Raw genomic sequence first — 22,657 nt, forward strand, 5'->3', positions numbered from 1 at the left:
GCGGCGGTCCCCTCCACGGTCAACCGTCGGCGTCGCGGCTCAGCTGCCCATCTTCTGTTGCGCCACGCCGAGCTTCTCCCGCACCGTCGCCTCGGTGATCGACTTACCGCTGGCGGCGTCGGCGAAGAGTTCCTTCATGGCGGTGCCGACCAGGGTCTCGAACTGGCTCTCCTCCGGCACCTGCGGCAGCGGCGCGGCGGTGGAGCCGAGTACCTCGCCGAGGACCTTCTGCTCCGGGGCCTGGAACGCCGGGTCGGCGCTTACCGTCTTGACCGACGGCAGCGAGCCGTAGGTCTTGTTGAGGATCACCTGTTCGGCGTCGCTGGTCATGAACTTGACGAACTGGAGCGCACCGTCGCGGTTCTCGGTGTGCTTGAAGATCGCCATGTTGATGCCGGCCACCATGCTGTTGACCTTCTTGCCGCCGGGCGGGGCGACGGCCGGGAACGGCACCGGCGCGATGCCCCACTCCTCCGGGCTCATCCCCTGGGCCTTGAAGTTCGACCCGGCCGCCTGCCAGAGCAGCATCGCCGCCTTGCGGTTGGCGAAGTCCGCGACGGACTGGTTCTGGGCGTACTCGGCGTTGCTCGGGTTGACGATCTTGTCAGCCGCCATCAGGTCGATGTACCGCTTGACGGCGGCGACGTTCTGCGGGGTGTCGAAGGTCGGCTTGCCGGCCTGGTCGAACCACTCGCCGCCCCACTGCTGGCCGAAGGTGAAGGCGTGGTGCGAGTTCTCCGCCGGGTTGGCACCCTCCACCGCCAGCCCCCACTGGCCGGCCTTGGTGAGCTTCTTTCCGGTCTCCACCAGCTCCTCCCAGGTGGCGGGCGGGGCGGTGATGCCGGCGTCGGAGAACATCTTCTTGTTGTAGTAGAGCGCGTACGCGAGGCTGTAGAGCGGCACGGCGGCCGGCGGCTTGCCGGGGGCACCGGCGGCGGCCAGCGCGGCCGGCACGAACCGGTCCTTGCCGCCCACCTCGGCCAGGGTCGCGTCGTCGAACGGGACCAGCGCGTTGGTGGCCTGCAACGAGGCAGACCAGGTGTTGCCGATGTTCACCACGTCCGGACCCTTGCCGGAGGTGGCGGCGGCGAGCAGCCGGTTGAGCAGGTCGGACCAGGGTACGACCTCCAGGCTGACCTTGATCCCGGTCTGCTGCTCGAACTTGTCCAGCTCGGGCTGGAGGGTCTGCTTGTCGAACTCGATGCTGGCGCCCTGGTTGCTGGCCCAGTAGGTGAGCGTCTTCGCGTCGCCGGAGGAGGAGCCGCCCGAGTCGCCGCAGGCGGCGAGGGAGGCGGTCGTCAACAGGGCCGCGACAGCCATGGCGAGGTGTCGTCTGGACACGACTTGCCCTTCTGCGTCGGCCGGCGGCCTCGCGTCCCGCCGGCGGGAGCGCCGGGGCGGGGTCGACAGGCGGCCGGGGTGGTGGGGGCGGTACCGGCACGAGCACCGTCGGCGGCCGATGGAGCGGATGCCACCGAAGGGGGTTCCATCAAGGCTTAATTTACGCCGTTATTAAAGTGTGTGGTGGCCCGGCCGTCAAGGACGAGCCGTACAGTGATCCCCGGCGAACCCGGGTTTATCGAGGTGGTGGGTGGACCTGGAACGGACGACGAACCGGATCGTGCGACAGCGCAACCGGTCCGCCCTGCTGTCGAAGCTGTTCCTCGAAGGCCCGCTGACCCGGCAGGACCTCGCCCGTTCCACGGGGCTGAGCCAGCCCGCCGTCAGCAACGTGGTCGGCGACCTGATCGGCGCCGGCCTGGTGGTCGAGGCCGGCGCGGTGGAGTCCGACGGCGGCCGGCCCAGCATGATGCTCCGGGTCGCCCCGCGCTACGCCCTGGTCGCCGGGGTCGACGTCGGGGAGACCCGGATCCGGGTGGAATTGTTCGACCTGGCGATGACGATGCTGGCCAGCGCCGACTATCCGCTGGACGCGGCCGGGCCGGAGCCGGCCACCGTGGTCCGGCACATCGTGGCCGGACTGGACGCGGTCACCGGGTCGGCCGGGGCGGCCCGGTCGGAGATCCTCGGCGTCGGCATCGGCGTCTCCGGGGTGGTGGTGCAGGGCGGCGAGGCGATCGTGCACGCCCAGACCCTCGGCTGGCACGGCGTACCGCTGGAGCAGCTGGTCCGGGACGAGGTCGAGCTGCCGGTGCACGTCGACAACGGCGCGAAGACCCTCGGCCAGGCCGAAATGTGGTTCGGGGCCGGGCGGGGCAGCCGGCACGCCGTCTTCGCGCTTGTCGGCTCCGGGGTCGGCGCGGCGGTGGTGACCAACGGGGTGATGTACCGGGGCGTCTCCAGCAGCGCCGGCGAGTGGGGCCACACCACCCTGGTGTACGACGGCCGGCCCTGCCGGTGCGGCGCGCGGGGCTGCCTGGAGGCGTACGTCGGGGCGGAGGGCGTGCTCGACCGCTACCGGGAGGCCCGGCGCGGGCAGGCCGTACCCGGTGCCGACGAGGAGTCGCGGCTCGGGGCGTTGATCGAGGCGGCGGAACGGTCGGCGACCGCCCGCCGGGTGCTGGCCGAGACGGCCGGTTACCTCGGCGCCGGGGTGGCGAACCTGATCAACCTGTTCAACCCGGAACGGGTGGTGCTGGGCGGCTGGGCCGGGATGGCGCTCGGCGCGCACCTGCTGCCGGCGATCCGGGAGGCGGCGGCCGGGCAGGCGCTGCACCAGCCGTACCAGCAGGCGACCATCGAGCTCGGTCAGCTCGGGGTCGACGCGGTGGCGCTCGGTGCCGCCACCCTGCCGGTCGCCCGGCTACTCGCCGCCGGCGGCATCCGCAACTGATCCGGGTACCGGAGACCGGCACCGTGGGCGCGCGCCCGGCGGTTGGTCCGGCCGTCTCCGGGTGGTCCGGCGGTCTCCGGGTGATCCGGGCGCTTCCGAGACGGTCCGGCGACTTCCGTGGGTCCGGCGTTTCCGCGTGTTCCGGCATTCGGGATAAATTACGTCGTAATAAATTGATGTCTTGACGTGGCCGGAACACGGGCGCAACACTCGTGATCCTCCGAGAGCGCTCTCCGATGTCCACAGCCCACCGGTCGACGACGCCGGACACCCCCGCACGGACAGGCAGGGTCATGATTTTTCATCGTTTTCTCCCCTGGTCCCATCCCGCCCGACGACGGTCCCGGCGCCTCGCCGGGATACTCGCGGCCACCCTGCTGGTGGCGCTCACCCCGATCGCCGGGCCGACCCCGGCGGCGAGCGCCGCACCGGCGCTGATCTCGCAGGGCCGGCCGGCCACCGCCTCCTCCACCGAGGGAGGCGCCTTCACCGCGTCCGCCGCGGTAGACGGGAACACCGGCACCCGCTGGTCCAGCGCGTTCAGCGATCCACAGTGGCTCCAGGTCGACCTCGGCGCGAGCGCCACGATCAGCCAGGTCGTGCTGCGCTGGGAGGCTGCCCACGGCCGGGCGTTCCAGATCCAGGTCTCGGAGAACGGCAGCAGCTGGAACAGCGTCTACAGCACGACCACCGGCACCGGCGGCACCCAGACGCTGAACGTCTCCGGCACCGGCCGCTACGTCCGGATGTACGGCACCGCCCGGGGCACCGGATACGGGTACTCGCTCTGGGAGTTCGAGGTGATCGGCGAGTTCGGCGGCGGCAACCCCGGCGCCCCCCCGGTCGAGCCGACCGACCCGCGCAACCCGAACCTCGGGCCGAACACCTTCGTCTTCGACCCGTCCACCCCGACCGCCACAATCCAGAACCGGCTCAACTCGCTCTTCACCGAGCAGGAGACCGCCCAGTTCGCCCCCCGGCGGTACGCGGTGCTGTTCAAGCCCGGCAACTACACCGCCGACGTCAACCTCGGCTTCTTCACCCAGGTCGCCGGCCTCGGCATGTCACCTGACGACGTCAACCTGAACGGACACGTCCGGGCCGAGGCGTTCTGGTTCGGCGGCAACGCCACCCAGAACTTCTGGCGGGCCGCCGAGAACCTCTCCGTCACGCTGCCCGCCGGGACGATCGTGGAACGCTGGGCGGTCTCCCAGGCGGCGCCGTACCGGCGGATGCACCTGCGCGGCGCCGGCAACCAGATCCAGCTCTGGAACGGCGGCGACGGCTGGGCAAGCGGCGGCCTGATGGCCGACACGAAGATCGACGGGATGGTCGTCTCCGGCTCGCAGCAGCAGTGGTACTCCCGCAACAGCGAGTTCGGCAGCTGGAACGGCTCGGTCTGGAACATGGTCTTCACCGGGGTGACCGGAGCACCGGCACCGCACTTCCCCAACCCGTCGCACACCGTGGTCGGGCAGACCCCGGTGGTCCGGGAGAAGCCGTTCCTCTACGTCGACGGCAGCGGCGAGTACCGGGTCTTCGTGCCGGCACTGCGCACCAACAGTCAGGGCACCAGCTGGTACAACAAGACCCCGGCCGGCTCGTCGATCTCGCTGAGCCAGTTCTTCGTGGTCCGCCCCGGCACCAGCGCGGCGACCATCAACGCCGCACTCGCCCAGGGCAAGAACCTGCTCTTCACCCCGGGCCTCTACAAGACCACCGAGACGATCCGGGTCACCCGGCCGGACACCGTGGTGCTCGGACTCGGCCTGGCCACCATCGAGCCGCAGAACGGCGTCACCGCGATGACCGTGGCGGACGTGGACGGGGTGAAGGTCGCCGGCCTCATGTTCGAGGCCGGTGCCACCAACTCGTCGGTGCTGATGGAGGTCGGCCCGGCCGGCTCCTCGGCCAGCCACGCCGGCAACCCGACCTCGCTGCACGACGTCTTCTTCCGGATCGGCGGCGCGGTGCCCGGCAAGGCCACCACCAGCCTGCGGATCAACAGCCACAACGTGATCGGCGACCACATGTGGCTGTGGCGGGCCGACCACGGCGACCCCGGCACCTACGGCTGGAACGTCAACACCGCCGACACCGGGCTGGTGGTCAACGGCAACAACGTCACCATGTACGGCCTCTTCGTCGAGCACTACCAGAAGACCGAGGTCATCTGGAACGGCAACGGCGGGCGGACGTACTTCTTCCAGAACGAGAAGCCGTACGACCCGCCGAACCAGGCGGCCTTCATGAACGGGTCGACCCGGGGCTATCCGGCGTACAAGGTGGCCGACTCGGTGACCAGTCACGAGGCGTGGGGGCTGGGCAGTTACTGCTACTTCAACGTCAACCCGTCGGTGGTGAACGAACGCTCCTTCGAGGTGCCGGTCACCTCGGGCGTGCGGTTCCACAACATGGTGACGGTCTCGCTCGGCGGCGTCGGCACGATCAACCGGATCATCAACAACTCCGGCGGCACCGCCAACACCGCCAACCAGGTGCAGTACCTGAACAACTTCCCGTAGGCCGGCACCCTTCCCCACCCCGACGGCCGGCTCCGGTGCACACCTCCCGCCGGAGCCGGCCGTCGAAGTGGGACCGCCGGGGCCCGCGTCCTCGCCCTCCGGCACCGCCGCGGGTCCCGGCGCACGGAACCGGTCAGGCCAGCGGTGCGCCCTGGTGGATCCAGCGCACCAGGTCGGGGTCGACGCCGAGGCCCAGGACCCGGTCCCGGTAGCGCCGCTCGCCGTCGGCGTCCAGCAGCTCCCGCCACTGCCCGGTCTCGCCCCGGTGGAAGAACCTGGTCGGGTCGTGCCAGATGCCCTGGTCCGGAGTCAGCTCCCGGGACCGGCCGCGCATCTGGTCGAACCGGGCCGCCCGGACCAGGTCGGGCCAGCTCTCCTCGGCGACCTCGATGCCGAACCGGGCGGCGAGCTGCCGCATCGTGCCGTCGAGGTCCGCCTTCATCTCGTCGTAGTGCAGCAGGGTGACGTTCGGCAGGTGCCGGGCTCGCCAGAAGGTGTCGAGGTGGTGCACCATGGCGGCCAGGCCGACGAGTACGTCGTAGTTGTCGACCCAGGCCCAGAACCGCTCGTGGGCCGAGGCGAGCGGGTCGGGCAGCCCGGCGGGACGCTCCGGCACGCCGTCCGGGCCCGGTCCAGCCAGCCCGTCGGTGCCGACCGCCGCCACCCGGCGTCCCATCAGCACCTCGAAGTCGGTGTTCTCGATGTGGTTGTCCCAGGAGATCGCCGCGTCCCGGGGATCACGCCCGACACAGACGTACTCGACCTGGTCGAGGTAGGGCAGGCCGTCCAGCGGGACGTGGGTCTTGAGGAACCGGCGGTGCGGCTGCGCGGCCACCACGGCGAGGTTGTCCTCGTGCCGGCGGGTCAACAGGTCGGGCCAGGGCGACATCACGTCCAGCGGCTGCGGAAAGTCCGTCGACTGGAAGATCAGTAGTGCGCAGATCATCTGCGTCCACGTCGTGCCGCACTTCGGTGGCGTGGATATCACGATGTCCCCGTCCCGGAACGGGAAGTCGTGCCAGCGGGTGCTGTCCATCAGAACGTTCTGGTACAGAGCTGTCGGCTGTGGCACGGCCATCTCCCCACGCTCGGTGCCCTGGGCCGGCGCCCCGGGCACCGGCACCGGCGCGCCCGACCGGTGATTGACGGTACCGAATGTAGAGCACCGCGTGACGGGACGGCTACGGTCACCGCCCCGCCGCCGACTCCTTGGCTGCCCGCCGGGGCACGTGCCGGCGGTACTCGCTGACCGTCGGGTCACCGGCGATCCAGAACCGCCACGGCACGTCGTGCGCGCCGGTCACCCCGACCCGGGGACCGGCGGCGACCGACTCCGGCGACACCGGCACCGCCGGCGGGCGGAGCCGTACCGGGCCGTCGCCGAGCAGGTAGCGGCCGTAGACGGCGCGGTCCAGGGCGAGCGCCGCACAGAGCCGGGCGGGACCGCGCGCCAGATCCACGTCCCGGCGTACGGCGGTGCGCCGGCTCCGGGCCGTCGCCAGCCCGTCGACCACCTCGCCGGCCCGGAGCAGTACCGCCGACGCCTCTCCGTCCGACCCGGTGACCACGTTGACGCACCAGTGCATCCCGTAGGTGAAGTACGCGTAGGCGTGCCCGGCCGGCCCGAACATCACCGCGTTGCGCGGGGTACGCCCCCGGTGCGCGTGCGAGGCCGGGTCGCCGCCGCTGCCCGCGTACGCCTCGACCTCGGTCAGCCGGACGGTGACGCCGTTCGCCGATAGGGTCGCGCCGAGCAGGCCGCGCGCCGCCGGCACCACCGGACCGGCCAACAGGGCGGCGAAGTCGTCGACCGTCGTCATCCGGCAAGGACATCACGGCAGGTCGACCGGACACCGGGCGGGGTGACCGGCAGCCCGGCGGTCCAGGTCGCGGGGGCACGATGATTCATGACGCTCAATTGCTCACTCGCTCGGGATCTCGGACTTCGGCCTTGCAGCCTGCGATGGGCGACGCAAAGGTAACTTTCAGTCGCCGAATTGGAGGACCCATCATGTATGTCACCGCGGCAGGGCTGGCCGGGATGGCGTTGGGTTTCGTCGCCGGCCTGTGTACCTATCGAACGTCCCGCCGCTGGTGTGCCGTCTGCGGCGGCGGCCTGAGCTGCCCGGCCTGCACCAGCGCCGGCGTACGCCGCAACACCCCGGCCCGGCGGTTCCGGTGAGCGCCGCGCCCGCCCCGTCACCGAACGTGCCAGCGGGTACCGTGCTCGAACTGGCCAAGGAGGACTGGCGGTACGGCGGCCATCCGCTCCGGCTCAGGGTCGAGTTCGTCCGTCTCGACCTGTCGACGTACTACGACAACCAGTGGGTCTGGATCAGCGGCCAGCGACTCGCCCAGGACGGCAGCCCGCTCGGCCACCTGGACGCCCTGGTCCGGGTCTCCGCGCTGCCCTGTCCGGGCGGCGAGAGCGGGAACCCGCCGTGTCCGGGCGGCGAGAGCGGGAACGGAGCCGGGCCTGTGGACTCCGGCAGCCGTACCGCCGGGCGCAACGGCTCGGCGCGGCGGACCGCGCCCCGACAGCGCACCCGGCAGGGCCCCGGCCGACGGTCGGTGAACGTCGACCGCGACCCGGACCCCGGGGACGAGCCGCCACCGGAGCGCCCCGGCGGCGAGCAGCACGAGCAGCGCAGCCGCCGGTAGCCGACCGGGCACCGTGGCCGGAGGTGCAGACGGCGTCGGAGCCGGTCAGACGGTGGCCCGGGGCTGTCCCCGACGCTGCTCCCAGAGCTGAACGATCTCCTGGAGTTCCACCAGGAACTGCTCCGCCCCCGGGAAGGCCCGCTCGTCGTCGAGGAAGAACAGCGTCTTGCGCCGGCGCTGGTGCTGGTGGTCGTAGACCGCCACCACGTACCGGGAGGTGACGTCGAACGGGCCGACCCGGGTGACGCCCCGGTTGTCGTGCAGCGCGCTTCACCACCCGTTCGTCAGCCACGCTCCCGACGGAGCGCCCGGAACGAAGGTTATCGACGTCCGCGGCACTCCGCCATGAGCCGGACGGACCGGGACCAGCCCGTCACCCGCGCGGCAGCACCTGCTCGGTGGACCACTCCCGCCAGCCGTCGAGCTGGTCGCCGACGGAGACGAGCTGGTCGGCGACCGGACCCGGACCGGTCGAACCGGGAGTCGTCCGGGCGGCCAGCGCGGACCGCACCGACAGCACGTCCCGGACCCCGGGGTCGAGGTGCTCGCTCACCAGCCGCAGGTCCTCATCGGAGACCTCGTCCAGCTCGCACTCGCGGGCCGCGCAGAGCGCCACCAGCCGGCCGGTCACCTCGTGTGCCTCCCGGAACGGCACACCCCGGCGGACCAGCCAGTCGGCCACCTCGGTGGCCAGCGAGAAGCCGACCGGGGCGGCGGCGGCGAGCCGGTCGACCCGGACCGTCATGGTGGAGATCATCCCGGCCAGCGCCGGCAGCACCAGGTCGAGGGTGTCGAACGCGTCGAACGCCGGCTCCTTGTCCTCCTGCATGTCCCGGTCGTACGCCATCGGCAGCCCCTTGAGCATGGTCAGCACGGTGACCAGCCCGCCGATCAGCCGGCCGGACTTGCCCCGGGCCAGCTCGGCGACGTCGGCGTTCTTCTTCTGCGGCATGATCGACGAACCGGTGGCGAACGAGTCGTCCAGCTCCACCCAGCCGAACTCCTGCGAGGTCCACATCACCACCTCCTCGCCGATCCGGGACAGGTGCACCCCGAGCAGCGCGGTGACGAAGAGGAACTCGGCCACGAAGTCCCGGTCGGCGACCGCGTCCATCGAGTTGGCGAACGAGGTGCGGAAGCCCAGCTCCTTGGAGACCGCCACCGGGTCCAGCGGCAGCCCGGAGCCGGCCAGCGCGCCCGCGCCGAGCGGGCTGACCGCCGCCCGGTGGTCCCAGTCGCGCAGCCGCTCCAGGTCGCGCAGCAGCGGGTGCACGTGTGCCAGCAGCCAGTGCCCGAAGGTGACCGGCTGGGCGTGCTGCACGTGGGTCATCCCCGGTGCCGGGGTCTCCACGTTCCGGGCCGCCTGCTCGACGAGCGCGTCGGCCAGCCCGACGATCCGGGCGGCCAGCCCCCGGGCGTGGTCGCGCAGATAGAGCCGCAGGTCGGTGGCGACCTGGTCGTTGCGGGACCGGCCGGCCCGCAGCTTGCCGCCGAGCGTACCGAGGCGTTCCAGTAGGCCGCGTTCGAGCGCGGTGTGCACGTCCTCGTCCTCGACCGTCGGCCGGAAGGTGCCGGTCAGCACCGCCGCCTCCAGGTCGTCCAGCGCGGCCAGCATCCGGCCCAACTCGTCCGGGTCGAGCAGGCCGGCGGCGGCCAGCACCCGGGCGTGCGCCCGGGAGCCGGCCAGGTCGTACGGGGCGAGCCGCCAATCGAACTGGACGCTTACCGACAGCCGGGCCAACGCCTCGGCGGGACCGCCGGCGAACCGGCCACCCCACAGGCTCGTACGGTTGGTGCCGGCGCTGTTCTCGGTCAGGCTCTTGTCGTCCACGCCGACAATCATTGCTGAGCCTGCCTTCCGCTCGCGACTGCGGGGCTCACTCGCTGCGCTCCCTCACTCCTCGCACTCGCAGTCACCTCTCGGAGCCGCCCAACCGGGCGTCCCGGGCCGCCGCCAGCTTGCTCGGCAGGCCCCAGAGCTGCACGAAGCCCTTGGCCAGGGACTGGTCGAAGGTGTCACCGGTGTCGTAGGTGGCCAGCCCGAAGTCGTAGAGGCTGGCCTCGGAGCGCCGGCCGGTCACCACGGCCCGGCCGCCGTGCAGGGCCAGCCGCACCTCGCCGGAGACGTACTTCTGGGTGTCGTCGATGAAGGCGTCCAGCGCGTGCCTGAGCGGCGAGAACCAGAGACCGTCGTAGACCAGCTCGCCCCAGCGCTGGTCGACACCCTTCTTGAACCGGGCCACGTCCCGCTCCACGGTGACCGCCTCCAGCTCCTGGTGGGCGGTGATCAGCGCGATCGCGCCCGGCGCCTCGTACACCTCGCGGCTCTTGATCCCGACCAGCCGGTCCTCGACCATGTCCAGCCGGCCCACGCCCTGGGCGCCGGCCCGCCGGTTCAGCTCCAGGATCGCCTGGTACGGGGTGACCGTCTCGCCGTCGATCGCCACCGGCACCCCGGCGTCGAAGGTGATCACGACACTGTCCGGGTCGCGCGGCTCGGCCGGGTCGGCGGTGTACGCGTAGAGGCCCTCGACCGGCGGGTTCCAGATGTCCTCCAGGAACCCGGTCTCCACCGCCCGCCCCCAGAGGTTCTGGTCGATCGAGTACGGCGACTTGTGCGTGACGTCGATCGGCAGCCCCTTCTCCTCGGCGTACCCGATCGCCTTGTCCCGGGTCCAGGCGAAGTCCCGGGCCGGCGCGACCACCTTGAGGTCGGGGGCCAGGGCGCCCAGCCCGGCCTCGAACCGGACCTGGTCGTTGCCCTTGCCGGTGCAGCCGTGCGACACGATCGTGCCGCCGTAGTATTTCGCCGCCTCGGCCAGGTGCTTCACGATCAGCGGCCGGGACAGCGCCGAGACCAGCGGGTACCGGTCCATGTAGAGCGCGTTGGCCCGCATCGCCGGGATGCAGTAGTCGGCCGCGAACTCCTCGCGGGCGTCCACCACCACCGACTCGGCGGCGCCGCAGTCCAGCGCCCGCTGGCGGATCACGGCCATGTCCTCGCCGCCCTGCCCGACGTCGATCGCCACCGCGACCACCTCGGCGCCGGTCTGCTCGGCAAGGTACGGAATGGCGACCGAGGTGTCCAGCCCTCCGGAGTACGCCAGTACGACGCGCTCGCTCATGCCAGCCCTCCGCTGCGCTCCGGGCCGTCATGAGGCACATCGGCACTGAATGTGATGATTCGCTCGCTACGCTCGCTCATGGTGTGGTGCTCCCTTCGACATGTTCTTCCCGGGCCGCCCAGGCGGAGAGCTTCTCCCCCAGCACCGCGCCACCGGTGGCCTCGCGGGCCACGACGAAAATGGTGTCGTCGCCGGCGATGGTGCCGACGATCTCCGGCAGCCCCGCCCGGTCCAGCGCGCTGGCCAGGTATTGGGCGGCACCGGGTGGGGTGCGCAGCACGGCGATGTTGCCGCTGGCGTCGACCCCGTTGAGCAGTTCGCGGAGCAGCCGGATCAGCCTGGTCGGCGCCGACTCGGCGTCGCGCAGCGGCCGCTTGCCGTCCTCCGGGATGAGATAGACGGCCGGCCCGTCGCCGCCGCGCACCTTCACCGCGCCGAGTTCGTCCAGGTCCCGGGAGAGGGTGGCCTGGGTGACCTGCACCCCGCCGGCGGCGAGCAGGTCGGCCAGCTCGGTCTGCGAGCGGACCTCCCGCGCGCGGATCAGGTCGACGATCCGGGCGTGCCGGGCGGCCCGGGTCAGCGGTCCGGTCATGCCGACTCGCCGACCACGGACGCGATGACCGAGGCCGCCGACCGGTCGCCGGCCGGCTGCGCCGGCGCCGCCCCGGCGGCCAGCTCCTCGGCGTGCCGGTCCAGCAGCCAGGCCAGCAGCGCCTTCTGGGCGTGCAGCCGGTTCTCCGCCTGGTCGAAGACCGCACTGTGCGGCCCGTCGAGCACCTCGTCGGTGATCTCCTCGCCCCGGTGCGCCGGCAGGCAGTGCAGCACCACGACCTTCGGGGCGGCGCCGGCCAGCAGGGTCGAGCCGACCTGGTACGGCTGGAACGCGGTGACCCGGTCCCGGCCGTCGCCCTCCTGTCCCATCGAGGTCCAGGTGTCGGTGGCCACCACGTCGGCCCCGGCCACCGCCTCGACCGGATCGCGCAGCACGCGTACCGAACCGCCGGTGCCGGCCGCGATCTCGGCGGCCCGGTCCAGCACCGCCGGGTCGGGTTCGTGGCCGGCCGGCCCGGCGACCCGGACGTGCATCCCGGCGGTCGCCCCGCCGAGCAGGTACGAGTGCGCCATGTTGTTCGCCGCGTCCCCGAGGTACGCCAGGGTCCGGCCGGCGGTGCCGCCGCAGCGCTCCCGGACGGTGAGCAGGTCGGCGAGGAGCTGGCAGGGGTGGAAGCCGTCGGTCAGCCCGTTCACCACCGGCACCTCGGCGCCCTCGGCGAGCTGGGCCAGCCGGTCGTCGCCGAAGGTGCGCAGCACGATCGCGGCGACGTACCGGGAGAGCACCCGGGCGGCGTCGCCCACCGACTCGCCCCGGCCGAAGTGCGTGACCTGGGTGTCCACCACGATCGGGTGCCCGCCCAGTTCGGCGATGCCGACGTCGAAGGACAGCCGGGTGCGCAGGCTCGGCTTGTCGAAGAGCACCGCCACCGCCCGGGGGCCGGCCAGCGGGCGCAGCGCGTAGCGGTCCGACTTCAGCCGGACGGCGAGGTCGAGTACCGCCGACTGCTCGGCCGGGCTGAGGTCGTCGTCGCGCAGCAGGTGCCGGGGCATCAGTGCCCGCCCCGGGTCTGCTCGACGACGGCCGGAGCCGGCGCCTCCGGTGACGCCGACGCCTCCGACGCTGCCGTCGCCTCCGGTGGCGTCGACGCTGCCGGGGCCGCCGCGTCCAGGGCCGCCGGAAGGGCGGCCAGGAAGGCGTCGGCCTGGTCCAGGCCGAGGATCAGCGGCGGGGCGAGCCGGATCGCCGCCGGCTGCACCGGGTTGGTGAGGAACCCGGCGTCCCGCAGCACCCCGGCGGTCGCGGCGGCGGCCGGCGCCCGCAGCACGATGCCGAGCAGCAGCCCGGCGCCGCGCACCTGCGCCACCAGCGGATGGTCCAGCGCCTCCACGCCGCGCCGGATCCGCTCGCCGACCCGCTTCACGTGGTCGAGCAGCCCTTCGTTGGCGATCGTGGAGATGACGGCGAGGGCGGCGGCACAGCTGACCGGGTTGCCGCCGAAGGTGGTGCCGTGGGCGCCCGGCCGGAGCAGTTCGGCGGCACCGCCGAAGGCCATGCAGGCGCCGATCGGCAGCCCGCCGCCGAGCCCCTTGGCCAGGGTGACCAGGTCCGGCTCGATCCCGTCGGCCTGGTGCGCGAACCAGTGCCCGGTACGCCCGATCCCGGTCTGCACCTCGTCCAGCGCCAGCAGCGCACCGCGCTCGGCGGTGATCCGGCGGGCGGCGGCGAGATAGCCGGGGGGCGGCACGACGACGCCGTTCTCGCCCTGGATCGGCTCCAGGATCACCATCGCGGTCTCGTCGGTGACCGCCGCGGCCAGCGCCTCGACGTCGCCGTACGGGACGTGGGTGACCTCGCCGGGCAGCGGGCGGAACGGGTCGGCCTTGGCCGGCTGGCCGGTGAGCGCCAGCGCGCCCATCGTCCGGCCGTGGAAGCCGCCGTCGGTGGCGACCACGTGGCCGCGGCCGGTGAGCCGGGAGAGTTTGAAGGCCGCCTCGTTCGCCTCGGCACCGGAGTTCGCGAAGAAGACCCGGCCGGGGCGGCCGGCCAGCGCCAGCAGCAGCTCGGCGAGCGCCACCGGCGGCTCGGCGACGAAGAGGTTGGAGACGTGCCCGAGGGTGGCGACCTGCCGGGAGACCGCCTCGACCACCGCCGGGTGGGCGTGCCCGAGCGCGTTCACCGCGATCCCGCCGACCAGGTCGACGTACTCCCGGCCGGCCTCGTCGACCACCACCGCGCCGCTGCCGCGGACCAGCGCGAGCTGCGGGGTGCCGTAGTTGTCCATCATGGACTGCGCCCAGCGGTCGACCAGGTTCGTCGTCGTGACGGGACGGTTCGTCGTCATGACCGGACCGCCCCGGGCTCGGGTACCACCATCGTGCCGAATCCTTCCGACGTGAAAACTTCGAGCAGGGTCGAGTGCGCCACCCGCCCGTCCACCACGTGCGCCGCCGGCACCCCGCCACGGACGGCCCGCAGGCAGGCCTCCATCTTCGGCACCATTCCGGACTCCAGCTTCGGCAGCAGCTCGGCGAGCTGACCGGTGCTGATCTCCGAGACCAGGCTGTCGGTGTCCGGCCAGTCGGCGTAGAGCCCGGGTACGTCGGTGAGCACCACCAGCTTGCGGGCGTCCAGCGCGACGGCCAGCGCGGCGGCGGCGGTGTCGGCGTTGAGGTTGTGCAGCACCCCGTCGGCGTCCGGCGCGACTGTGGAGATCACCGGGATCCGGCCGGCCGAGATCAGGTCGGCGACCGCCGAGACGTCCACCTCGTCCACGTCGCCGACCTGGCCGATGTCGACCGCTTCGCCGTCCACGTACGCCGGGCGGCGTACCGCGGTGAAGAGCCGGGCGTCCTCGCCGGAGAGGCCGACCGCGAACGGGCCGTACTCGTTGATCAGGCCGACCAGTTCCCGCCCGACCTGGCCGACCAGCACCATCCGGACCACGTCCATCGCCTCGGGCGTGGTGACCCGCAGCCCGCCCTTGAACTCGCTGCTGATGCCGAGCCGGCGCAGCATGGCGGAGATCTGCGGCCCGCCGCCGTGCACCACCACCGGCTTCAACCCGGCGTAGCGCATGAAGACCATGTCGGCGGCGAACGCCCGCTGCAACTCCGGGTCGACCATGGCGTTGCCGCCGTACTTCACCACCACCGTGGCGCCGGAGAAACGGGCCAGCCAGGGCAGCGCCTCGATGAGGGTGGCCGCCTTGCGCTGCGCCTCGGTCAGGTCCCGGGTCAGCGTCATGTTCCTCGCGCTCACGTCGAGTACGCCGAGTTCTCGTGCACGTACGCGTGTGACAGGTCGTTGGTCCAGATGGTGGCCTCGGCCGGGCCGGCGTGCAGGTCGATCCGGATCGTCACCTGCCGGCCGGTGAGGTCGACCTTGCTGCGGTCCTCGGCGGCGGCCCCGGAGCGGCAGACCCAGACGCCGTTGACCGCCACGTCGACGCCGTCGGGTTCGAAGGCGGCGGCGGTGGTGCCGACGGCGGCGAGGATCCGGCCCCAGTTCGGGTCGTTGCCGAACAGGGCGGTCTTGACCAGGTTGTTCCGGGCGACCGCGCGGCCGACCTCGACCGCGTCGTCCTCGCCGGCCGCGCCGACGACCTCGATCGCGACCTCCTTGCTGGCGCCCTCGGCGTCGGCCACCAGTTGCCGGGCGAGGTCCCGGCAGGCCGTGGTGACGGCGGCGGTCAGTTCGGCCTGGCCGGGTGCGATCCCGGAGGCGCCGCTGGCCAGCAGCAGCACGGTGTCGTTCGTGGAGAGGCAGCCGTCCGAGTCGACCCGTTCGAGGCTGACCCGGCAGGCTTCCCGGAGCGCCTCGTCGAGCATGGCCGGCCCGGCGACCGCGTCGGTGGTGACCACGCAGAGCATGGTGGCCAGCGCGGGCGCGAGCATCCCGGAGCCCTTGGCCATCCCGCCGACGGTCCAGCCGGCGCCGTCGACCACCGTCGTCTTCGGTCGGGTGTCGGTGGTCATGATCGCCTCGGCCGCCGCCGCTCCGCCGTCGGTGGTCAGCCCGGCCACGGCCGCGGCCACGCCCGGCAGCAGCCGGTCCATCGGCAGCCGCTCGCCGATCAGCCCGGTCGAGCAGATCGCCACCTCGCCGGCACCGACCGCCGCGCCGCCGGCCGCACCGCTGAGCGTGGCCGCGGTGTGTTCGGCGGTGGCGTGGGTGTCCTGGAAGCCGGGCGCCCCGGTGCAGGCGTTGGCGCCGCCGGAGTTGAGCACCACGGCCCGGACCAGGCCGCCGCCGAGCACCTGCTGGCTCCAGAGCACCGGCGCGGCCTTGATCCGGTTGGTGGTGAAGACGCCGGCCGCCGCGGCGTCCGGCCCGTCGTTGACCACCAGCGCGACGTCGGGGTCGCCGCTGCTCTTGAGTCCGGCGGCCACGCCGGCCGCGCGGAATCCCCGGGGTGCGGTGACGCTCATGCGTCCCTCCCTCTCCGCCGGCATCCCGCCGGCACGGTCCCGGTCACGGCGCCACCCCGTACCCGGACAGGCCGGCGGTCTCCGGCAGCCCGAGCATCAGGTTGGCGCACTGCACCGCCTGCCCGGCGGCGCCCTTGCCGAGGTTGTCGATGGCGCTGAGCACGATCAGCCGGCCGGAGTCGACGTCGACGGTGGCCTGTAGGTGGCAGGAGTTGCCGCCGAGCGTGGCGGCGGTGTGCGGCCACTGCCCCTCGGGCAGCAGGTGCACGAACGGCGCGTCCGCGTACGCCTGGGCCAGCACCGCGCGCGGGTCGGCCGGGGTGTCCCCGACGGGCAAGGCGGTGACGGTGGCCAGGATGCCGCGCGGCATCGGCGCCAGCACCGGAGTGAAGGAGAGCCCGGTCGCCCCGCTGGCCTGCTTGATCTCCGGCACGTGCTGGTGGGCGCCGACCTTGTAGGGCGAGAGGTCGCCCATCACCTCGCTGCCCAGCAGGTGCGGCTTGGCGGACCGGCCGGCGCCGGATGCGCCGGAGGCGGCCACCACCACCACGTCGTCCGGGGCGGCCACCCCGGCGGCGAGCAGCGGAGCGAGGGCCAGGATCGTGGCCACCGCGTAGCAGCCGGTGGCGGCGACCCGGGTGGCGGCGGCGATCGCCGCCCGCTGGCCGGGCAGTTCCGGCAACCCGTAGGTCCAGGCGCCGGCATGGCTGCCGCCGTAGTAGCGGGTCCAGGCGGTGGCGTCGGTGAGCCGGTGGTCCGCGCCCAGGTCGACCAGACGCAGGTCGTCCGGCAGGGCGGCGGCCAGCGCCGCCGACTCGCCGTGCGGCAGGGCCAGGAAGACCAGGTCCGCGTCGGCCAGGGCCGCCGGCTCGGTCCGGCCGAACACCAGGTCGAGCCCGGTGAGCTGCGGGTGTACGGCGGCGACGGGCTGACCGGCCTGGCTGTGTGCGGTGGCGGCGACGAGATCGAGTTCGGGGTGCCCGGCGATCAACCGGAGCAGTTCGCCGCCCGCGTACCCACTCGCGCCGGCGACCGCGACTCGAATTCCCATGCCCACCTCCGCATTTCTATGCAGAGAGCACGCTAGCAGCAATCGAAGAAGCCTGCAAGTCTATGCGGTGGAGTGAATGAACTTTCGCGGCGGTGGCGGAGTCAGGCCGGTCCGGTCAGCCGCCACACGCCGAGCCGGTCCGGAGCGGTCCGGCAGACCACGGCGGCCGCGCCGGCCCGGCAGTCCACCACCCCGGGCGGCAGGACACCCAGGATCCGCAGCGTCGCACCGTCGGCCACCGCCAGCAGCGACCGGCCCTGGTGCGCGTCCGGCCGGATCAACAGGTCCGGGGACCGGACGATCGAGTTCCAGCCCCGGGGCCGCAGCCGGCTCCACCGCTGCGCCCCGGTCGCCGGATCCAGGGCGACCACCCGCGACCCGCCGTCCAGGCAGGCCAGGCCCGCGCAGTCCCGCACCACCTCGCCGGTCCCCGCACCCGGCCGGGTCCACCGCCGGGTGAGCCCCGGCAGGTCGTACCCGCTGACCGCCGGATCCCGCCCCGCCGGGTGCCGCAACACCAACCGGCCACCGACCACCCAGGGATTGCTCTGCGCGTAGTCGGCCGGCGGCAGCTCACCGGCGCCGACCGGCGCGCCGGTGCCGAGGTCGTGCACCCGCGCCCGGACGTCGTCGTGCACCACAAGCACCCGGGCCGGGTCGCCGGGCACCGGCTGCACCACGGCGGTCGACGCCAGCGGCAACCGCCACCGGACCTGCCCGCTGGCCAGCTCCACCGCCTCGACGGCGCCCTCCAGCCGGCGACCCGCGCCGGAGACGCTGCGCACCTCGGAGACCCCGAGCCCGAGTCCACTGCCGGCGACCCGGATGACCCGACCCGGCCGGCTCCAGCGCAGCGCGCCCGTCCGGGCCGACCGGGCGACGGTCACCGTACGCCGGCCGACCGGGTCGAGTTCGGCGACCAGCAGTACGTCGCCGGCCAGCTCCGCGTAGTGCCGACCGGCCGTGTCGACCGGTACCGTCCACCGCCGCTTCCCACCCGGCAACGCGTACGCGCTGAGTGTCCCCGACAGGTCGTCCGCGTCGGAGGTGCCGGACCTGCCGGCCGGCGCGGTGGCGACCAGCAGCAGGTCGTCGGCGACGAAGTAGGTGCTCCCGGCCGGCAGGTCGAGATCGCCCGCCGGCCGCAGCGCCCCGGTCGGCGGCGCGGCGGCGGTGACCCCGGCGAACAGCAGCAGACCGGAGAGCAGCCCCGACAGCCAGCGCGCCGAGATCCGTCGAGAACCCGGCGAGGGCGGCGGATCGGTCTCCGGCAGGCCGCGCTCGGTGCCGAGGTCGATGAGTACCGCCATCCCGGCTCTCCACCTGATCCGCCCGAGCCGGCGCGGTACCACCCTGCGCCGGCCAGCCGAGCGTAACCCGTGCCCCCGCTACGTGGTCTCCACCAGACCGTGCTGGCGACGGTACGCCTGCAACGCCGCGTCCCATGCCTCCGTGTACTCCGACGGCCCCATCTGCAGGTCACCGTGGCCCTTCACCGCGTACTCGAGCAGCGTGATCAAGTCCGGGACCGCCTGGTTGCGCTCCTTCACGAACTCGCCGAAGACCTTCGCGAACTGTTCCCCGGTCAGCCGGGCCGCGTGCGAGGTGACCGGGTCCTTGTCCAGGCTCTCCAACACCTCCCGCCATCGCCTCGTCATCTCGTCTGCCTGTTCGGTACGCAACATGCCGAGTTCGTGCTCGCACTCCAGCCGGATCCGTTCCTCCCAGTACGGCCGGAGGCGCTCGCGTACCCGAGGATCCGGGCTCACCCAGACGTGTACGCCGAACCGCGGCGTCGGGCCGTCCGCACCGCGTGGCCAACGCTGGCCGCCGAGTTCGGCGTTGAGCATCCGTTGCAGTTCGTGCGAGCGATGCGGTGCGAACGTCCGGGCGACGGTGGCGGCCCGCTCCCGGACGAGCGTGGTCGCCCACGGGGTGTGCTGATGCACCCGGTGCCGCAGATCGTCGTAGCTGATTCCGTTGGCGGTCCAGTAGAAGACCGCCCGGACCAGGAAGTCGAACGCGTCACCCATCGCCGGCACCACCATCGGTTCCGGCGTCTCCCAGCGCAGGGTCACCACCTCCGGCGGCGGCGGTAGCGGCGGCGCGGGAGGTGGCAGCGGCGGTCCGAACAGCCGCCGCCAGAAACCGAGCTGGGGTTGTGGGTCACCGACCGATCGCGGCGGCACGGGTGGCCGGCCGGCGGGGTTTCCAGGTGTGACAGGGGGAAACGACATCTCAGTCCTCGTTCGTCAGACGGGAGACCCGGAAGAGCAGTTCGTTGCGTTGCATGATGGGGCGCCACACGTGCCGTACCTGGTGGTCGAGCCGGCGGCGCAACGGCCTGTCGGTGATGGTCGCCGTGAGCAGCTCGACGCAGCTGTCGGCAACCTCCGGCCAACCGTCGGCGCGGTTCAGCCAGTAGCCGAGGGTCCGCCAGGACCGGTACGCCGTCTCCGGCAGGGACAGCGCGACCGCCCACAGCGTCGCCACGTCCGACATCCGGACCGTCCCCGAGCGGACCAGGTCCAACAACTCCGGCCAGTGCGCCCGAGGCGGCTCCGCCCAGCGCTCCGCGAGCGCCCGCAGTGCCCGAGCGGCGTGCAGCCGCACCTCGCGGTCTCCCGACCCGGCCCAACCGACCAGCGCGGACACCACCAGGTCCGCCTTGCCGGACTGGTAGATCTCCACCAGTGCGCGGACCACCGAGTTGTTCCGGCGCTGCATCCGGGCCCGGGCCACCTGGCCGAGGTGGCCGAGCGCGGCCTCGGGCCACAGCCGGCCGAGCCCGAGGGCGTAGGCCCGGGCGATCGTGTCACGCTGGTAGGCACTGCCGTCCGTCGCCAAGCTGTCGAGTTCGAGGCGGATCCGGCGCTGGAGTGAAGGCTGCAACGCCATTGCCACCAAGGCGATCCCGGCGGCCTGCCGCACGCCCGGCCGTCGTTCTCCGGCGAGGTCCCGGACAAGTTGGACGGCGCCTTCGGCGTCTCGCCCGGCTGCCCAGCCGACGGCACCGGCAGCGGCCTGCCGAACCCCTGGCGACGCCGTTCTCACCAGCTCGGCGAACCAGTGCAGCAGCCGGTCGGGAATGGCCCATTCTCGCCATGCGACGTCCAGCATGCTGGCCGGCAGTTGCCCGGACTCGGGATTGAACCGGAGCGTGCGGGCGCCGGGGCGCAGGTCCGGGTCCTCCAACGTCACGGCCTGGCGCAGCGGCAGACCGAGCAGGCGTTCGAGGTCGGGCCGGCGCAGCGCCGATCCCACCTGCGGCTGTTCCGGCCCGCTGCCGCCGAGCAGCCGCCTGGCTGCGTCGGTGATGTCCGCGATCGACTGTCCGGCGAGTACCGCGCAGGAGAGCCGGAAGGCGCGGAGGTAGTCGCCATCACCGGGTCCCGCAGGTGTGGTCTCCGGTTCCGCCGGTTCCAGGATCTCCTGGGCCCGCTGCCGGAGTTGCTCCGGAAGCTGGCGGCTCAACAACCGGGCAAGCGCCGGACCCTGCGGCACGCTCTGCGCTATCGCCTCGACCAGCCGGACGACCTCGGCCGGCCGGGGCGCACCGGCCAGGTACGCCCGCAGCGCCGGCTGGCCGAGACACTCCCCGGCGACGTAGTCGGACCGGCAGGTTCCGTCGCAGTCTCGGCATCCGGCCAGGCACCGCCCCCGCAACCGGTGCGCAAGCTGCCGGCGGAACACCTCCAGCGCCTGTGCGGACTGGTGTGCCACCAACTCACCGGCAAGATCCTGGCTCTGCCGGCCGAAGTCCGCGATCAGGACCAGGCTGGAGCCGAGGGTCTGCATGCGTGCGGCCAGGCCGACCCGGGTCATGCCGTCGACCGGAAGCTGGCTCGGGTCGAGTTGCAGCAGATAGCCGAACCCGCTCCGCAGCAGCCGCTCCCGGCGGACAAGTTCGGCGAGTTGACCGGCCGAGAGCACCGCGACCCGGTCTGCGGCGTGCCGCCGGGCCAGCGCGAGGCAGGCTGCCGTGTACCTGCCGGTGCCGGGCCGGCCGCCGAGACAGACCAGGTGGCTTCGCTTCAGGAGCTGGTCAAGCCGATCGTCGCTGGCCGCGGGAGCGTAACCGTAGTCCAGGTCCCGGACGACGGTCGCCGACAGGTGCTGGCACCAGATGGTGCTCTCCGTACCCGCTACGGTGAAGTTGTTGATCGACCCGATCGCGGTCGCGCCGTGGCCGGTGGCGTTCTGGCCGGTGACCCGCATCTCGCCGACGTCGATCTCCGCCGACGTCAGGCCGAGCGCGCTGAGCTGGTCGAGCACCTCGGTCGCGGCGGGGAACTCCCCCTCGTCCTCCTCGTCGTCCAGCCCCTGATCCTCCTGCGACGGCGGATCGGGAACCTGATCGGGAGCAGTCTCCGGGCGGCTCTCGCCGGCCAACGGCACCGGCGCCTCGGGGTCAGCCCCGGTGCGGGCCTGGTGGTCGAGCCCAGGGACCGGGTCCGGTGGCGCCGGACGCGGCGTCGGCTGGGAATCGCTCACCGCTGCTGACCCTCGGCACCGAAACTCGCGTTGTCGCCGATCGAACCGATCGCCATCGCACCGTGCCCGACGGCGTTCTGGCCGGTGACCCGCATCTCGCCGACGTTTATCGCACCCGGCGGCCCGGGATCACCGCCGGACGCCGGCTGTCGGCCGGAGTCCTTCCCGCCCGGGGTCTCGGCTGAGGGCTGCTCCGGTGGGGCCGGTCGGGACACCGGTTCGGCCGCCAGCGCCTCAGCGGAAACTGTCGACAGATCCTCGTCGACCACGCAGATCCAGGCGGGCTCGCGGAAGCCCTTGTCCGGGTGGTGCACCTCGACGCGCTGGAACCGCTCGGGCCGAAGTTCCTCCGGGTACTCGGCGACCACCTCCTGATAGATGGCGGACGAGACGATCAGTGCCACCCCGGCGTCCGGGAACAAAACCAGCGCCCGCTTCAACTGGCGGGCGTCGCAGAGCCGGCAGACCTCGTTCACCGCTCTGCCGGGAAAGCCGTTCGCGCCGTCGAGGTGCACCAGCCCCTGGTGCAGGGCCACCCTGAGTCGGACCCTCGCCTCCGGCAGCCGGCTGCTGTTGTAGTGCCGCAGCCGTCGGTTGAGGTCCGGGACCAGTCGACCGATCACCTGCGGTTCCCGGGTGTCGCCCGGGAGGATCGCCAGTTCGCCGTCGCCCGCCTGCTGGGTCTTCCAGGAGACCCGGTCCAGGCCCACCGCCGTGGCCGCCTCGTGCAACAGCTGTTGGAACGCCTGCTGCGCCTCGTACTGTTGTAGGTTCCCGCGTCTGCTGTACCGCTCCATGTCCACCGAGATGAGCAGCCGTCGCTCCGGGTGGTTCATCGCTCGCCCCATCCTCTCCCCAGCTCGACGCCCCGCCGGACGGCGGGCGCCGAGGGGACATCAAAGCGGCATCCGGGCGACGAGACTCCGTAGAAGTACGGGATGTGCGGCCCCGCCGGGCCGACAGTCGGGAAGGTGCCTTTCCCTACTGGGGAGAGGTATGGCGCGTCGCCGTCGGTTTCGCTGGC

The 22,657-nt window shown here is 72.7% G+C and carries 20 protein-coding genes; 4 read left to right on the forward strand and 16 right to left on the reverse strand.

What is annotated here, in order from left to right; genetic code table 11:
- Positions 1–39 precede the first annotated feature (39 nt).
- Positions 40–1,341, reverse strand: a complete 1,302-nt coding sequence (locus tag O7626_RS19710; RefSeq protein ID WP_278062633.1) for a sugar ABC transporter substrate-binding protein — start codon at positions 1,339–1,341, stop codon at positions 40–42.
- A 250-nt stretch (positions 1,342–1,591) separates the two neighbouring features.
- On the opposite strand from O7626_RS19710, the gene O7626_RS19715 reads away from it, so the two are divergent.
- Positions 1,592–2,794, forward strand: a complete 1,203-nt coding sequence (locus O7626_RS19715; protein ID WP_278062634.1) for an ROK family transcriptional regulator — start codon at positions 1,592–1,594, stop codon at positions 2,792–2,794.
- Positions 2,795–3,087: 293 nt separating this feature from the next.
- The gene (locus O7626_RS19720) at positions 3,088–5,319 is read left to right on the forward strand and encodes a discoidin domain-containing protein (RefSeq protein ID WP_278062635.1); all 2,232 of its coding nucleotides are present in this window, start codon (positions 3,088–3,090) and stop codon (positions 5,317–5,319) included.
- A gap of 133 nt (positions 5,320–5,452) precedes the next feature.
- Here the strand turns inward: O7626_RS19720 and O7626_RS19725 are convergent, their stop codons facing one another.
- Both O7626_RS19725 and O7626_RS19730 read right to left on the reverse strand, forming a co-directional pair.
- On the reverse strand, positions 5,453–6,397 hold the full coding sequence (locus O7626_RS19725; RefSeq protein WP_278062636.1) for a sulfotransferase domain-containing protein: 945 nt from the start codon (positions 6,395–6,397) through the stop codon (positions 5,453–5,455).
- 109 nt (positions 6,398–6,506) lie between these two features.
- Positions 6,507–7,139, reverse strand: a complete 633-nt coding sequence (locus tag O7626_RS19730) for a DNA-3-methyladenine glycosylase (protein WP_278062637.1) — start codon at positions 7,137–7,139, stop codon at positions 6,507–6,509.
- Positions 7,140–7,330: 191 nt separating this feature from the next.
- Between O7626_RS19730 and O7626_RS19735 the strand changes: the two genes are divergently transcribed.
- Both O7626_RS19735 and O7626_RS19740 read left to right on the forward strand, forming a co-directional pair.
- On the forward strand, positions 7,331–7,501 hold the full coding sequence (locus O7626_RS19735) for a hypothetical protein (protein ID WP_278062638.1): 171 nt from the start codon (positions 7,331–7,333) through the stop codon (positions 7,499–7,501).
- 26 nt (positions 7,502–7,527) lie between these two features.
- The gene (locus O7626_RS19740) at positions 7,528–7,980 is read left to right on the forward strand and encodes a hypothetical protein (protein ID WP_278062639.1); all 453 of its coding nucleotides are present in this window, start codon (positions 7,528–7,530) and stop codon (positions 7,978–7,980) included.
- A 45-nt stretch (positions 7,981–8,025) separates the two neighbouring features.
- Here O7626_RS19740 and O7626_RS19745 read toward each other — a convergent pair whose 3' ends face one another.
- The 13 genes from O7626_RS19745 to O7626_RS19805 all read right to left on the reverse strand — a co-directional run bounded on the left by O7626_RS19745 (position 8,026) and on the right by O7626_RS19805 (position 22,469).
- Positions 8,026–8,184: a hypothetical protein gene (locus tag O7626_RS19745; RefSeq protein WP_278062640.1), complete on the reverse strand. Its 159-nt coding sequence runs from the start codon at positions 8,182–8,184 to the stop codon at positions 8,026–8,028.
- 169 nt (positions 8,185–8,353) lie between these two features.
- Positions 8,354–9,820, reverse strand: a complete 1,467-nt coding sequence (gene argH, locus O7626_RS19750) for an argininosuccinate lyase (RefSeq protein WP_278066216.1) — start codon at positions 9,818–9,820, stop codon at positions 8,354–8,356.
- A 73-nt stretch (positions 9,821–9,893) separates the two neighbouring features.
- The gene (locus tag O7626_RS19755; protein ID WP_278062641.1) at positions 9,894–11,105 is read right to left on the reverse strand and encodes an argininosuccinate synthase; all 1,212 of its coding nucleotides are present in this window, start codon (positions 11,103–11,105) and stop codon (positions 9,894–9,896) included.
- Between the two features lie 76 nt (positions 11,106–11,181).
- On the reverse strand, positions 11,182–11,697 hold the full coding sequence (locus O7626_RS19760) for an arginine repressor (RefSeq protein WP_278062642.1): 516 nt from the start codon (positions 11,695–11,697) through the stop codon (positions 11,182–11,184).
- A complete protein-coding gene (argF, locus tag O7626_RS19765) occupies positions 11,694–12,710 on the reverse strand; it encodes an ornithine carbamoyltransferase (protein ID WP_278062643.1) in 1,017 nt (338 codons plus the stop codon). Before argF ends, O7626_RS19760 begins: the two co-directional genes overlap by 4 nt.
- Positions 12,710–14,002, reverse strand: a complete 1,293-nt coding sequence (locus O7626_RS19770; RefSeq protein WP_278062644.1) for an acetylornithine transaminase — start codon at positions 14,000–14,002, stop codon at positions 12,710–12,712. Before O7626_RS19770 ends, argF begins: the two co-directional genes overlap by 1 nt.
- Entirely contained in the window at positions 13,999–14,904 is a 906-nt protein-coding gene (gene argB / locus O7626_RS19775) for an acetylglutamate kinase (protein WP_278066217.1), read from the reverse strand. Before argB ends, O7626_RS19770 begins: the two co-directional genes overlap by 4 nt.
- Before the next feature lie 11 nt (positions 14,905–14,915).
- The gene (gene argJ, locus O7626_RS19780; protein ID WP_278062645.1) at positions 14,916–16,088 is read right to left on the reverse strand and encodes a bifunctional glutamate N-acetyltransferase/amino-acid acetyltransferase ArgJ; all 1,173 of its coding nucleotides are present in this window, start codon (positions 16,086–16,088) and stop codon (positions 14,916–14,918) included.
- A 43-nt stretch (positions 16,089–16,131) separates the two neighbouring features.
- Positions 16,132–17,139, reverse strand: coding sequence for an N-acetyl-gamma-glutamyl-phosphate reductase (argC, locus tag O7626_RS19785; protein WP_278062646.1), 1,008 nt, complete (start codon positions 17,137–17,139; stop codon positions 16,132–16,134).
- 101 nt (positions 17,140–17,240) lie between these two features.
- Entirely contained in the window at positions 17,241–18,449 is a 1,209-nt protein-coding gene (locus O7626_RS19790) for a PQQ-binding-like beta-propeller repeat protein (protein ID WP_278062647.1), read from the reverse strand.
- 78 nt (positions 18,450–18,527) lie between these two features.
- Complete coding sequence (locus O7626_RS19795; RefSeq protein ID WP_278062648.1) at positions 18,528–19,376, reverse strand: hypothetical protein; 849 nt, start codon at positions 19,374–19,376, stop codon at positions 18,528–18,530.
- A 1-nt stretch (position 19,377) separates the two neighbouring features.
- On the reverse strand, positions 19,378–21,633 hold the full coding sequence (locus O7626_RS19800; RefSeq protein WP_278062649.1) for a hypothetical protein: 2,256 nt from the start codon (positions 21,631–21,633) through the stop codon (positions 19,378–19,380).
- Entirely contained in the window at positions 21,630–22,469 is an 840-nt protein-coding gene (locus O7626_RS19805; protein ID WP_278062650.1) for a hypothetical protein, read from the reverse strand. The genes O7626_RS19800 and O7626_RS19805 overlap by 4 nt, the downstream gene beginning before the upstream one ends.
- Positions 22,470–22,657: the final 188 nt, after the last annotated feature.

The organism is Micromonospora sp. WMMD1102, from assembly GCF_029626265.1.
Taxonomy (GTDB): domain Bacteria; phylum Actinomycetota; class Actinomycetes; order Mycobacteriales; family Micromonosporaceae; genus Plantactinospora.

Bases quoted from the DNA above. Each gene is read 5' to 3' on its own strand.
- O7626_RS19735 (WP_278062638.1), top strand. From the start codon at position 7,331: ATGTATGTCACCGCGGCAGGGCTGGCCGGGATGGCGTTGGGTTTCGTC.
- argB (WP_278066217.1), bottom strand. From the start codon at position 14,904: ATGACGCTGACCCGGGACCTGACCGAGGCGCAGCGCAAGGCGGCCACC.
- O7626_RS19790 (WP_278062647.1), bottom strand. From the start codon at position 18,449: ATGGCGGTACTCATCGACCTCGGCACCGAGCGCGGCCTGCCGGAGACC.
- argC (WP_278062646.1), bottom strand. From the start codon at position 17,139: ATGGGAATTCGAGTCGCGGTCGCCGGCGCGAGTGGGTACGCGGGCGGC.
- O7626_RS19805 (WP_278062650.1), bottom strand. From the start codon at position 22,469: ATGAACCACCCGGAGCGACGGCTGCTCATCTCGGTGGACATGGAGCGG.
- O7626_RS19795 (WP_278062648.1), bottom strand. From the start codon at position 19,376: ATGTCGTTTCCCCCTGTCACACCTGGAAACCCCGCCGGCCGGCCACCC.
- argF (WP_278062643.1), bottom strand. From the start codon at position 12,710: ATGCCCCGGCACCTGCTGCGCGACGACGACCTCAGCCCGGCCGAGCAG.
- O7626_RS19725 (WP_278062636.1), bottom strand. From the start codon at position 6,397: ATGGCCGTGCCACAGCCGACAGCTCTGTACCAGAACGTTCTGATGGAC.
- O7626_RS19730 (WP_278062637.1), bottom strand. From the start codon at position 7,139: ATGACGACGGTCGACGACTTCGCCGCCCTGTTGGCCGGTCCGGTGGTG.
- O7626_RS19770 (WP_278062644.1), bottom strand. From the start codon at position 14,002: ATGACGACGAACCGTCCCGTCACGACGACGAACCTGGTCGACCGCTGG.
- O7626_RS19720 (WP_278062635.1), top strand. From the start codon at position 3,088: ATGATTTTTCATCGTTTTCTCCCCTGGTCCCATCCCGCCCGACGACGG.
- O7626_RS19755 (WP_278062641.1), bottom strand. From the start codon at position 11,105: ATGAGCGAGCGCGTCGTACTGGCGTACTCCGGAGGGCTGGACACCTCG.
- O7626_RS19760 (WP_278062642.1), bottom strand. From the start codon at position 11,697: ATGACCGGACCGCTGACCCGGGCCGCCCGGCACGCCCGGATCGTCGAC.
- argJ (WP_278062645.1), bottom strand. From the start codon at position 16,088: ATGAGCGTCACCGCACCCCGGGGATTCCGCGCGGCCGGCGTGGCCGCC.